General features: G+C 59.8%; 11 protein-coding genes. 4 read left to right on the top strand and 7 right to left on the bottom strand.

Annotated features, from left to right (window positions below; translation table 11 throughout):
* Positions 1 to 9 precede the first annotated feature (9 nt).
* The 4 genes from GOX88_RS05235 (at position 10) to GOX88_RS05220 (ending at position 3,851) form a co-directional block, all read left to right on the top strand.
* The gene (locus GOX88_RS05235; RefSeq protein WP_170400025.1) at positions 10 to 1,812 is read left to right on the top strand and encodes a PHA/PHB synthase family protein; all 1,803 of its coding nucleotides are present in this window, start codon (positions 10 to 12) and stop codon (positions 1,810 to 1,812) included.
* Between the two features lie 130 nt (positions 1,813 to 1,942).
* On the top strand, positions 1,943 to 2,389 hold the full coding sequence (locus tag GOX88_RS05230; RefSeq protein ID WP_170400023.1) for a phasin family protein: 447 nt from the start codon (positions 1,943 to 1,945) through the stop codon (positions 2,387 to 2,389).
* A gap of 134 nt (positions 2,390 to 2,523) precedes the next feature.
* Complete coding sequence (gene phaR, locus GOX88_RS05225; RefSeq protein ID WP_170400021.1) at positions 2,524 to 3,078, top strand: polyhydroxyalkanoate synthesis repressor PhaR; 555 nt, start codon at positions 2,524 to 2,526, stop codon at positions 3,076 to 3,078.
* A gap of 11 nt (positions 3,079 to 3,089) precedes the next feature.
* Entirely contained in the window at positions 3,090 to 3,851 is a 762-nt protein-coding gene (locus GOX88_RS05220; protein ID WP_170400019.1) for a trypsin-like serine peptidase, read from the top strand.
* 3 nt (positions 3,852 to 3,854) lie between these two features.
* Here the strand turns inward: GOX88_RS05220 and GOX88_RS05215 are convergent, their stop codons facing one another.
* The 7 genes from GOX88_RS05215 to GOX88_RS05185 all read right to left on the bottom strand — a co-directional run bounded on the left by GOX88_RS05215 (position 3,855) and on the right by GOX88_RS05185 (position 12,705).
* Complete coding sequence (locus GOX88_RS05215) at positions 3,855 to 5,069, bottom strand: DegT/DnrJ/EryC1/StrS family aminotransferase (RefSeq protein ID WP_170400017.1); 1,215 nt, start codon at positions 5,067 to 5,069, stop codon at positions 3,855 to 3,857.
* A gap of 113 nt (positions 5,070 to 5,182) precedes the next feature.
* Complete coding sequence (locus tag GOX88_RS05210; protein ID WP_170400015.1) at positions 5,183 to 6,487, bottom strand: NAD(P)/FAD-dependent oxidoreductase; 1,305 nt, start codon at positions 6,485 to 6,487, stop codon at positions 5,183 to 5,185.
* Between the two features lie 8 nt (positions 6,488 to 6,495).
* Positions 6,496 to 7,854: a glutamine synthetase family protein gene (locus tag GOX88_RS05205; protein ID WP_170400013.1), complete on the bottom strand. Its 1,359-nt coding sequence runs from the start codon at positions 7,852 to 7,854 to the stop codon at positions 6,496 to 6,498.
* Positions 7,854 to 8,534, bottom strand: a complete 681-nt coding sequence (locus tag GOX88_RS05200; protein WP_170400011.1) for a type 1 glutamine amidotransferase — start codon at positions 8,532 to 8,534, stop codon at positions 7,854 to 7,856. The genes GOX88_RS05205 and GOX88_RS05200 overlap by 1 nt, the downstream gene beginning before the upstream one ends.
* A gap of 57 nt (positions 8,535 to 8,591) precedes the next feature.
* Positions 8,592 to 9,911, bottom strand: a complete 1,320-nt coding sequence (locus GOX88_RS05195; protein ID WP_170400009.1) for a glutamine synthetase family protein — start codon at positions 9,909 to 9,911, stop codon at positions 8,592 to 8,594.
* A gap of 139 nt (positions 9,912 to 10,050) precedes the next feature.
* The gene (locus tag GOX88_RS05190; RefSeq protein ID WP_170400007.1) at positions 10,051 to 12,237 is read right to left on the bottom strand and encodes a xanthine dehydrogenase family protein molybdopterin-binding subunit; all 2,187 of its coding nucleotides are present in this window, start codon (positions 12,235 to 12,237) and stop codon (positions 10,051 to 10,053) included.
* Positions 12,238 to 12,240: 3 nt separating this feature from the next.
* A complete protein-coding gene (locus tag GOX88_RS05185; RefSeq protein ID WP_170325372.1) occupies positions 12,241 to 12,705 on the bottom strand; it encodes a (2Fe-2S)-binding protein in 465 nt (154 codons plus the stop codon).
* Positions 12,706 to 12,760: the final 55 nt, after the last annotated feature.

Raw genomic sequence — 12,760 nt, 5'->3', positions numbered from 1 at the left:
ATTGTTAAAATGACAACAAGTGAAGACCAGATGCCAGAATTGACAGAAGAAAACATTGAACGCCTTAAGGAAAACATGGAGAAGGTCGAGGAGCTCTCCAAACGTCTGATCGAAGTCATGTCTTCGAAAAAGTCGCATACCCCTGCTTTGGACGCCCCGAATCAGGAGCTTTTCGCACGAGCAGCAACTGCATATTGGGCCGAAGCTTGGCAGAATCCCGCCAAGTTGTTGGAACAACAGATTGAATACTGGGGCAAATCGGTTCTGAACTTTGCCGAAGCGCAGCAGGCGCTGACCTCGGGAGACGTTGATGACGACGACCCCAAGCCCAGCGATAAACGGTTTTCCAACCCCCTTTGGGAAACCAACCCTTACTTTCGCCTGATCCGCCAGCAATATCAGACCAATTCCGAAGCCATCGCCCAGGCCGTTGCCTCGGTCGAGGATCTGGATGCAAAGGACAAACGGCGCCTGCGGTATTTCTCGCAGCAGATTGTCGACATGATGGCACCCACGAATTTTCTGGCGACAAACCCGGACGCGTTGGAAAAGGCTGTTGAAACCGAGGGCCAGTCGCTGATCAAGGGACTTGAGAACCTCGTCTCGGACCTTGAAGCCAACGACGGCGAACTGGTTGTGAAACTGGCCGACGAAAGTGCCTTTGAGGTTGGCGGCAACCTGGCGACGACGCCCGGTGACGTGGTGTATCGCAACCGCATGATGGAGCTGATCCAGTACAAGCCCGCGACCGAGACGGTTCACGAAACGCCAATCGTCCTGTTCCCGCCCTGGATCAACAAATTCTACATTCTCGACCTCAAGGCGCAGAACAGCTTGATCAAATGGGTGACCGAGCAAGGCTATACCCTGTTTGTCGTCAGCTGGGTCAATCCGGATGAAAGCTATGCCGAAACCGGAATGGAGGATTACATTCAGGACGGCTTCCTGACCGCGATCGAAGAGGTCAAGAAGATCTGCAAGGTCAAGCAAGTGAACGCGATCGGCTATTGCATCGCAGGCACCACGCTGAGTCTGACGCTGGCGCTGCTGAAGCAACGCGGCGACAAATCCGTCAAGTCGGCTACTCTATTCACCGCGCTGACGGATTTTTCCGAACAGGGTGAGTTTACGCCTTTCCTGCAGAACGACTTCATCGATGGGATCGAGGAAGAGGTGAACAAAGAGGGCGTGCTGCGGTCGTGGATCATGGCGCGCACCATGTCCTTTCTACGCTCGCGCGATCTGGTTTATGGTCCGGCAATCCGCAGCTATATGCTGGGTGAGGTGCCTCCGGCCTTTGATCTGTTGTTCTGGAATGGCGACGGGGCCAACCTTCCGGCCAAGATGACGGTCGAGTATCTGCGGGGCCTGTGCCAGCGCAACGAATTCGCCACCGACGGGTTTGAGCTGTTCGGCCACAAGCTGAAACTCAGCGATGTCGATGTGCCGTTGATGGCAATCACCTGCGAGACGGATCATATTGCGGCGTGGAAAGACTGTTATCGCGGTGTTCAGAAGATGGCGTCGCGAAGCAAGACTTTCGTAGTGTCCGAATCCGGCCATATCGCGGGCATCATCAACCCGCCCAGCAAAAAGAAATACGGACATTACACCAACCCGGATCTGAAGGCGGATGCCGATACCTGGTTGAAACAGGCAGAATTCCACGAAGGCTCGTGGTGGCCCCTGTGGGAGGCGTGGCTGAAGAAGCGTTCAGGCAAGCAAGTTCCCGCCCGCGAAACCGGTGATTCGGATCACCCGCGGCTGGCCCCGGCACCTGGCACCTATGTCGTGGCCCACCCAAACGGCTGATTTCATTTTGAAACTAGAAAATTCTGCGTCGCAGCGAGAAAAAACTTGAAATGCTGCGACGCAGCATTCATATTATCCTCAAGCTGATGAAAGCCGGGGTGGGCCCGGTTCGGCAAAAAGGATTAGGACAATGGCAAAGACTCAAGACTTTACCGCGACCCTGAAAGAAATGATGGGCGCGTTCCCTGTTGACACCACTGCTCTGGAAGGTGCTTTCAAATCGACCGCAACCCTGAATGAAAAACTGTCGGGCGTTGCGCTGGAAGCCGCAGAAAAATCGGCTGAAATCTCGAACAAATGGACCAAGGACACCCTGTCCAAACTGAACGAGATGTCGAAAGCAAAGGCCGAGCCGGCTGACTACGCAAAAGCCGCGACCGATTTCGCAAGCGCTTCGGCTGAAGTTGCTGCTGAAAACATGGCTGCTTTCGCCGAAATCGCGAAAAAACTGCAGACCGAAACCGTCGAGCTGCTGATGGCTGCAGGCAAAGAAGCTGCTGAAGACGCAACCGCTGCCGTCAAGAAAGCAACCAACGACGTCACAGCTGCTGCCAAGAAAGCTGCAACTGCAAAATAATTAAGGCCGCGAGGCGCACCCGTTCCTCCCATCTGGTGCAATCGCGTTGGGCAGGTCTTTTGGCCTGCCCTTTCTTTTTGTTCTGCGCTCGCATAATCTCTGCTGCAACGCATCATCCTTGGGGAGGGTAAACGGTGTCAGAACAAGAAAAACCGCTGTTGATCAAACGCTATGCAAGCCGCCGGCTGTATAACACCGAGACCAGCGACTATGTCACGCTGGAAGATATAGCGACCTTCATCCGCGACGGGCGTGAGGTGCAGATCATCGATCTGAAAACCGGGGACGATCTGACCCGGCAATACCTGCTGCAAATCATTGCCGAGCACGAAAGCCGCGGCGAGAATGTTTTGCCAGTGAATGTGCTGAATGATCTGGTCCGCAGCTACATGATCCCGGGCGGTGGGATGATGCCGCAATTCCTGCAAAGCTCGTTCGAGATGCTGCGCGAGAGCCAAAGCAAGATGATGGAAAACATGAACGCCATGAACCCGATGGCGCAGATGCCGGGGTTTGAGGCGATGCAGGCGCAGCAAAAGGCATTTCTGAAGGCTATGACGGGTGGCCTGTCGGGGAACTGGTCCGGTCCGGGCAAGGATGACGAAGAAAAACCGGAATCCAAAGAAGACCTGGATGACATCAAGAAGCAGCTTGCCGAGCTGCAGCAGAAACTCTCCAAGCTGAACTGACCGCGCCAAGAATGCGCTGGCTGGTCCTGAGTATCGCACTGCTTTGGATGCAGCCCGCACTGTCGCAGGGTGTTTATTCGGAAAACTGGTCTCCGGTCTGCCGGCTGGGGACACAGTCCGGGTCAGGGTGTGATGCTATTCGCAACCGCGAAATTTTGGATGCGGGCCAGCCCCCGTGGCGTGCCATTGGTCGGATCAACTTTGCCAGCCGGGATCAGAGGTCCCACTGCACCGGTGTTCTGGTGTCGGATCGGCTCGTCCTGACCGCTGCGCATTGCCTGTACAACGCACCACGGCAACGATGGATTCCGCCCTCCAGCATCCGGTTTGCTGCCGGGTATCAGCGTGGATCAACTGCTGCTGTGTCCGACGTAGCGGGGTATCAGTTGCATTCCGACCAGGGCAAAGACGGGACGTTTGATGATCGTGCCGATCTGGATTGGGCGGTTCTGGAACTCAGCGAGCCGATTGGTCAGCAGGTCGGCTATCTGCCGCTTGCAAATGCCGAGGATGCGTCGGCTTTTGTTGCAGGGTATCCTGGAGTGCGGCCACATATTCTCAGCCGAACCGAAACCTGTCCTCCGCGTCGGTATCAGGGCGGGATTCTGTTGGCGATTTGCCCTGTGATGATGGGGGATTCCGGTGCGCCACTGTTGGTGGAAACGCCCGCCGGACTGCAAGTGGCTGCAATCCTGTCCGGCGTTGCCGCAACCCCCGAGGGGGTCACGGCGCTGTTTCTATCGACCGAGTTGTTCGACCTCGGTCCGCAATAGCCGTCAGGTGCCGTAGACCGGAACCGGGCCGGTCACTTCGCCGACCGAGGCCAGCAGGATATCGGCGATGATATCCAGCTCTTCGCGCGTCAGACGGACTGGCAGGCGGACGTCACAGGCTTTCATCAGCATGTCACGCGTCTGCGGCAGCTCGAAGGTCTCGGGCAGGAATTGCCAGTTCCAGAAGGCGCGGGCATTGTCGTCGCTCAACCCGAAGACCTGAACCTTGACGCCGCGCGATTCAGAGGCGGCAGCAAAGGCGCGGATCTCGGTCTCGTCCATTCCAACCAGGTTGAACTGGATCGAGTCCGGTGCGCGACGTTCCGGCGCCAGTGGGGCAGGGACGTCGATGTAATCCGACGTGTTCAGGCGATCCGCCACATAGTCGTGGTTCGCCAACCCGTCCTGCACGCGGCGTGCCAGTTCTGGAATCTGCGGACGGATCACTGCGGCGCTCAGGTTGCTCATGCGCAGGTTATACAGCGGCAATTGGTTCTGCCAGCGGGCGAAGGCCTGTTCCAGCTCGGACGAGTTGTCACCATGCGGGCCTTTGTGCTTCTTCCAGTTATGCTCATAAGCGCCCGACATGATCACGGCGCGGGCCACCAGATCGGCGTCGTCAGTGATCAGAATGCCACCTTCGCCTGCGTTGATCATCTTGTAGGACTGGAACGAGAAACAGCCGACCTTACCGATGGTGCCAATGTTCTGCCCGTGCCAGGTGGTGCCCAGCGAATGGGCCGCGTCCTCGATCACCGGGATGTCGTGCTCGTTGCATAGGGCCATGATCGCGTCCATGTCGGAGGTATGGCCGCGCATGTGGCTGATGATCACCGCCTGCGCGTCGTCCAGCTTGGCGGCAAAGTCGTCCATGTCGATGCGATAGTTTTCACCCACTTCGCACAGCACCGGAACGCAATCCGCGTGCACGATCGACGACGGCACGGCGGCGAAGGTAAAGCCGGGGATCAGAACCCGTGCGTCCCGCGGCAGGCCCAACGCTTTCAGCGACAGGAACAATGCGGCCGAGCAGGAAGAAACCGCCAGCGCGTATTTCGTGCCCAGCAATGCGGCGAATTCAGCCTCGAGCAAGGCAACCGGTGCATCCTGCGGCGCGGTATAGCGGAACAGGTCGCCCGACTGCATCAGGGCGTCGATTGCTTCGCGGGCAGCTGCGGGGATGGGTTCGGCGTCATGAACGTTTGGAGGAAGCGTCATATTTGGTTTTCCCGAATTCTATCTTTGGGAAAGATAAAGCTAATTATCGAGCAATAAAACCCCTCAATCGCCTTATGGGCGAAATTTCACCAATCAGTCGCAATTTCTTAAGGTCAGACCCCGAGACGATCCCGCAAGGCGAACCACGTCATTGCCAGCACCAGCAGGGGGCTGCGCAGGGCGGGGCCGCCGGGGAAGGGCAGGGCGGGCACGCGGGCCATGGTGTCGAACCCTTCGGCCTGCCCCTGAATGGCCAGCGCCATCAGTTGCCCGGCATGGGTCGCGGTGCCAACCCCGTGACCAGAATAGCCCGAAGCGGACAGGATGTTTGGTGCAACCCGCGCCAGATAGGGCATCCGCCGCATGGTGATGGCCAAAGTGCCGCCCCAGGCATAGTCGATCTTGACGTCGCGCAGATGCGGGAAAATCTCGACCATAGGTTTGCGAACCTTGGCGGCGATGTCAGCGGGGAAGCGATAGCCATAGCTTTCGCCGCCGCCGAACAGCAGGCGGTTGTCAGCGCTGAGGCGGAAGTAATTCACCACGAATTTTGTGTCGGCGACGGCCACGTCGCGGGTCAGGACGCGGGCGGCGTCTTCGCCCAGAGGCTCGGTCGCCGCAACGAAGTTGTTGATCGGCATGACGCGTGAGGCCACCTTGCCGTTCAGATCGCCAAGATAGCCGTTACAGGCCAGAATGACGTGGTCGGCGGTCACTTTGCCCTTCGCGGAGTGCACGATGGCCGGAGTGCCTTCTTCAATACCTGTGACCTCGGTGCATTCGTGGATGCGTACACCGGCTTTCACGGCGGCTTGCGCCAGCCCCAGTGTGAAATTCAACGGATGCAGATGCGCGGCCCCCATGTCCAGATAGCCGCCGCGATAGGCGGGTGACGGGCACAGAGCGTGGCCCGCGCCTTCGTCCAGTAATTCCATCTGGTCATAGCCGTACCGGTCAGACAGATGCGCCGCATGGTCATGTAGTTCTTGTTGCTCGCCACTGCTTAGGCCCAGAACCGCCACGCCGGGTTTCAGGTCACAATCGATCTGATGCTTGGCGATCAGTGATTTGACCAGATCTTTGGCATCCTCGGCCAGATCCCAGAGCTTCGCTGCGTCGTCATTCCCGACCAGTCGCTCAAGGTCTTCCTGATCCATCCGTTGCGCGCTGCCCAGTTGACCGCCATTGCGGCCTGACGCGCCGAACCCCACCCGGTGCGCCTCAAGCAGCACCACGTCGAACCCGGCTTCGGCCAGATGCAGCGCGGCGGAGAGGCCGGTATAGCCTCCGCCCACCACGCAGACATCTGCTTTCACTTTCTCCGTCAGCGCGGGATACCGGTCGACCGGATTGGCCGTCGCGGCATACCAACTGGCCGGATACTCGGCTTTGCGGTCGTTGGAATAAAGCAGGTTCATCGTGCGCCTCAGACGTTCATCAGCAGATGCTCACGCTCCCACGGAGAGATGACCTGCAGGAATTCCTCATACTCGGCGCGTTTGACGATGCCATAGACGCGGGCGAATTCGGGACCGAGGACTTCGTGCAGGGCGGTGGCCTCGTCGAACAGGTCCAGTGCGTTGCCCATGACCTGCGGGATATCGCCGTCTCCTTCATAGGCGTCGCCATAGAACTGACGGCGGGGGCGCTCCTGCTGGGTCAGACCCAGATAACCGCAGGCCAGCGACAGTGCGATGCCCAGATAGGGGTTGCAGTCCATTCCCGCGATGCGGTTTTCCACACGGCGGGCCTCGGGGCCTGACAGAGGCACGCGGATGCCGGTGGTACGGTTGTCGCGTGCCCATTCCAGATTGATCGGGGCGGCGTGGTCTTTCACATAGCGGCGGTACGAGTTAACATAGGGCGCCATCACCGCAAGACCTGCGGGCAGGTGGTTCTGCAGCCCGGCGATGAAGTGATAGAACGCGTCCGTCTCACCGCCTTGCGGGCCCGAGAAGATGTTCTGCCCCGTCTCGATATCGATAATCGAGTGGTGGATGTGCATGGCCGAGCCCGGCTCATCCTCAATCGGCTTCGCCATGAAGGTGGCAAAGCAGTTGTGACGCAGGGCGGCCTCGCGGATCAGGCGTTTGAAATAGAACACCTCATCGGCCAGTTTGACTGGGTTGCCGTGGCGCAGATTGATCTCCAACTGGCCCGCGCCGCCTTCCTGCGTGATGCCGTCGATCTCGAACCCCTGGTGCTCGGCGAAATCATAGATGTCGTCGATCACCGGACCGAATTCGTCCACCGCAGTCATCGAATAGGCCTGACGCGCCGCAGCCGGACGGCCTGAACGGCCCATCATCGGTGTGATCCCCTGCGCCGGGTCCACGTTCGGGGCGACCAGAAAGAACTCCATCTCGGGCGCGACGACCGGCTTCCAGCCTTTGTCGTGATACAGTTTCACCACGCGTTTCAGTACGTTGCGCGGGCTGAACGGGATCGGGTTGTCGTCCCGGTCATAGGCGTCATGGATCACCTGCAGCGTCCAGTCGCCGGTCCATGGCGCAGCCGACGCTGTGGTGAAGTCAGGCTTCAGGATCATGTCCCGTTCGATGAACCCGTCCTCGCCCGCTGCCTCGCCCCAATCACCGGTGATGGTCTGGTAAAAGATGCTGTCGGGCAGGTGAAAATAGGACTGCTTGGCAAATTTCGAAGCAGGCACAGCTTTGCCCCGGGCGATGCCGGGCAGGTCCGAGATGATGCATTCGACCTCATCCAGTCGCTGGCCTTCGATATAGGTCCGTGCTGCCTGAGGCAGCTGATCTTTCCAGTCGGCCATCAGGCCCTCTCTTTCTTCAGAAAATCGGCCATGTGCTGCGCGATCTTCGGATTGTCATCTTTGGCGGGCAGGCGATTGGCTGCAGCCTGCATCAGTTCATCGGGCACCACGCCCTTGCCGCGTGTCTCCATCAGACCATTGATAAAGCTGTCACCGTATTCCGGATGCGCCTGAACGGTCCAGATCGTGTCTCCGTAGGCGACCATGGCGTTGCGGCAGAAGGCGTTCGAGCCGGTCACCTTGGCACCTTGGGGCAATTCGACAACCTGATCCTGATGCCAGGCGTTCAGGGTCACTGATTGCCCGTCATAGTCATAATCGGTCCGCCCAACGGCCCAGCCGCCTTTGAACTTTTCGACTTTGCCACCAAGTGCCTGTGCGATGATCTGGTGGCCGAAGCAGACCCCGATCAAGGGTTGGCCGCTTTTCCAGATCGCACGAATGAGGTTCTCCAAGGGGGGAATCCACGCGTGGTCCTCATACGCTCCGTGTCGCGAGCCGGTGATGATCCAGCCATCGCCCTGATCCGCGCTGTCGGGGAATTGATTGTCCACGACTGCATAGCTTTCGAACTCGAAGCCGTTTCCATCCAACAGGGTGCGAAACATCGCGTCATAGGCACCGAATTGGTCGCGCAATTCGTCGGGAGGGTGGCCGGTTACTAGGATGCCGATTTTCATGGGTCACCAAATTTGATCAAATTTATTCTAGCCCACCGAATCCGGTCGGGCAAGGGGTCAAACCGCTTCGAGATAGCTGAGCCAGTGCTCATCCGGCGGGCGTTCACCAAAGCGCAGGATTTCCTGCCGCTTGGTCATGGCGAAAAAGCGGATCAAGTCGGCGGGAAAGATGCGCGCGACAAACGGGTCGGTTTCAAAGGCGGCGATCGCCGAGGCCCAGTCACCGGCCAGTTGCGGCAGGCCGTCGATTTCATAAGCGTTGCCCGAGATCGGGGCGGGCGGTTCGGTCTCGTCCTCGATCCCGTTCATCGCGGCACCCAAGACGGCGGCCAGCATCAGGTAGGGGTTGATATCACCGCCCGCAACGCGATGTTCGATCCGCCGCGCGGCGGGCGCACCGCCGGGGATGCGGATCGCGGCAGTGCGGTTTTCATAAGCCCAGCTTGCACCGGTCGGGGCGTGCGCGCCGGGCACGAGGCGTGTGTATGAGTTTCCGTGCGGTGCGAAGATCAACGTACATCCGGGCATCGCGGCCAGACATCCGGCAACCGCCCAACGCAGCAGATCGGTCCCCTCGGGGCCACCATTGTCGAACACGTTTTGCCCCTGATCATCCACGACCGAGAAATGCACATGCATTCCGTTGCCCGCATCGTCTGCGTAAGGCTTGGACATGAACGTGGCGGTGAACCCGTGCTTGCGGGCAAGGCCGCGCGTCAAGGTCTTGAAAAGCCACGTATCATCGGCACAGCGCATCGCGTCCTGATGATTCAGGTTGATCTCGAACTGGCCGATACCGCTTTCCGAGATTGCCGTCTGCGCGGGGATGCCCATCGCGGCGCAGCCGTCATAAAGCTCGGTGAAGAAGGCATCGAACGCGTCCATCTCCGCCATGGACAGAACGGATTCATCCGCCAGCCTGCGCCCAGTCACCGGGTTGATTGGGGGTTGCGGTTGGGTGCCTGATGCATCCAGCAGGGTGAATTCCAACTCGGTCGCTGCGATGACGGACCAGCCGCGCTGGGCGTACCGCTGCATTACCGCGGCCAGAGCGTGTCGGGGGTCGCCTGCAAAGGGTGCGCCCGCGTCATCGTGCAGGCACATCGGAACCAACGCCGTGTCTGCCGCCAGCCACGGCATTGGCACCGGGCCGCGATCCGTCGGCAAGAGCATCCCATCCGCATCGCCGGATTCGAAGACCAGAGGGCTGCCGTCGATATCCGCGCCCCACAGGTCTACGTTCAGCGCAGAGAACGGCATCCGCACCGTCCCTTTGTTCAGTTTGTCGGCATAAGAGGGCGGCACACGCTTGCCGCGCATCTGACCGTTCAGGTCACAGGCGGCGACGCGAAAACTGTGCAGGGCGCTCAGGTCCATTTGGGGTCTCCATCACTCGGGATGTCCGAGATGTAATCGAGACTGAGCGTCTTGTCACGAAATTTGATCAAATTATTTATCTGCCTGATGCAGGCGTGGTGCTCTGCGCCAAAGGGTGATGGCGCGGAGCGAGAGCGTGTCAGACGAAGTTGACGCCGTTTTCCGCCATCGGCAGCGCGGTTACCTTGACGCCCGAAAGTGCCCGGATCGCGTTGGCAAGAGCTGGCGCAGACGGGGGCGTGCCGGGCTCACCAACTCCGGTTGGTGCTTCGGCGGACGGCACGATATGCACGTCAATCGCCGCGATATCACCAATGCGCAGTGGCTCGTAGTCCGGGAAGTTGAACTGGTCCACGGCCCCTCCGGTCAGGGTGATCTGGTCGCGCATGACATGGCCGATGCCGTAACCGATGCCGCCCTCCATCTGCGCGCGCACCACGTCGGGGTTCACGGCGATGCCGCAATCCACGGCGCAGGTGACCTTTTCGATCTTTACGCCGTTTTCCGGATCGCCCGAAACCTCGACAACCTGCGCGGCATAGGATCCAAAGGACTTATGCACGGCAATGCCCTGCGCCCGACCTGCCGGTGCGTTGCCCCATCCTGCCTTTTCAGCGACCAGTTTCAGCACGCCTGCTTTGCGTTGCTGATCCGCGTCACTGGCGTCGGTCAGATGCGCCAGACGGAACTCGACCGGGTCGCGGCCTGCGGCCTCGGCGACCAAATCCATCATGGTTTCCATCGTATAGCCGGTATGGGTATGACCCACCGAGCGCCACCAAAGAACCGTTGTGGCCTTGGGTGTGTCGGTCAGGCCCACCGCCATTCCGGGGATTTTATACGGGCTGTCGGCGATCCCTTCGACCGAGCTGTGGTCGATTCCGTCATGCACCAGAACCGCTTCGAACGGTGTGCCTTTGATGACTGACTGCCCGGCGACCCGATGCTGCCATCCGACGATATTGCCGTCGGCATCCAGACCAACGCGGACCTTGTGGCCGAACGCCGGGCGGTAGTACCCGCTGCGGATGTCATCCTCGCGCGTCCACACCAACTTGACCGGGCGGGACCGGTCGGTGACCACAAAAGCCAGCGCGGCCTCGACCTGGTAATCCGCGTCGGGGGTCGCACGACGACCGAACGAGCCACCGGCCAGCATAGTCTTGATGTGAATCTTCTCAGGCGGCAGCTGGAAGATCTGCTGATAGGCCATATGTGGGCCGGTGGGCATCTGTGCGCCATCATGTAGCACGATATCACCTTCGGCGGTCTGCTCGATGGTGCAGTTCAGCGGCTCCATCGGCGCATGGGCCAGTAGCGGGAAGTAGAAGGTCTTTTCGACAACCTTGTCCGCCGCGTCGATCGCCGCCGACACCACTGCGGTATCTGCTTGGTTCACGTTATACGCTGGTTCGGCCTCCAACGCGGCCATGATCTCGGCCTTGATCTGGTCCGAGTCGCGGGTTTCCGCGCCGGACATGTCCCATTCGACCTCAAGCGCGTCGCGCGCCTGGATCGCAGCCCAGGTGTTTTCGGCATAGACCGCGACGCCCGCCTGATTGGGCAGAACGGCGGCGTTGATATAGCCTTTGACCTCTTTCGACGCGTTGTCGTCAAAGCCCTTGGCGATGCCTCCTTTCGATTCCGGGCGCTTGATCATGGCGACCATTTGGTTCGGCAGGTGAACGTCCATGGCGTACATCGCCTGACCGTTGCCTTTGATCACCGAGTCCTTACGGCGCACCGCTTCGTTGCCGATCAGGTGGAATTCGGACGGGTCCTTCAGGCGCGGCTCGGCCGGGGCTTCCAACTGAGACGCAGCGGCCACGAATTCGGCAATCGGGGCCGACTTGTCGCCTGCCTTGACGATGCCCTCTTCGATGGTGATGCCGGACGCATCCACGCCCCAACTTTGGGCGGCGGCGTTGATCAGCATCTCGCGCGCAGCGGCACCGGCCTGGCGGTATTGCAGCCACGAATTCGCCATCGCGGTCGACCCGCCCGTGCCCTGGAAGGGGCCAAATAGCAAGTTGTTATAGACGTTCGGATCCGAAGGCGCGAATTCGTATTCGATCAGATCCATGGTCAGGCCGATTTCCTCGGCGATCAGAGTCGGCAGACCGGTTGCAGGCCCCTGACCCTTTTCGAAATGCTTGACGATGGCGGTCACGGTGCCATCGGCATCGATCTTCACGAATGGGTTGAACTGAGCGGTCTCGGTCGATCCGGCAGCCAGCACGCCATCGGGGCGTGCGCCAACCAACAAGACGGCACCGGCAGCAGCGGCACCTTTCAAAAACCCACGGCGAGAGGTGTTGATGGTCATGGATCAGGCCTCCAGAATCTCAGAAGCGCGCTGGATACCGGCGCGGATGCGTTGATAGGTGGCGCAACGGCAGGCGTTGCCGGACATGTAGCTGTCGATTTCCTCGACGCTGGGTTTCGGGTTTTCGGACAACAGGCCAACGGCCGACATCACCTGACCCGACTGGCAGTAGCCGCACTGGACCACGTCCAGCTCGACCCAGGCTTGCTGGACGGCCGCGCCGATCTTGTCGTCACCCACCGCTTCGATCGTGGTGATCTCGGCATCTTCGACGTCTTCGATAAAGGTCTGGCACGAGCGCACGGGCTCACCGTTCAGGTGCACCGTGCAGGCGCCGCAGGATGCAACACCGCAGCCGAATTTGGTTCCGGTCAGCTTAAGCTCATCCCGGATCACCCACAGCAGGGGGGTGCCGGGTTCGGCGTCGACCGTGTGGGTCTCGCCATTCAGTTTCAAGGTCAAGGCCATGAGGGGGGACTCTCCATGTTGGGCTGGTTACCTGAATCGGTAAACTGGCGGGTTT

Origin of the sequence: Ruegeria arenilitoris (genome assembly GCF_013030985.1) — a bacterium.
Taxonomy (GTDB): domain Bacteria; phylum Pseudomonadota; class Alphaproteobacteria; order Rhodobacterales; family Rhodobacteraceae; genus Ruegeria; species Ruegeria arenilitoris_B.
The sequence above is the reverse complement of the archived record's forward strand: the minus strand, read 5'-3'. Positions and strand labels throughout refer to the sequence as shown.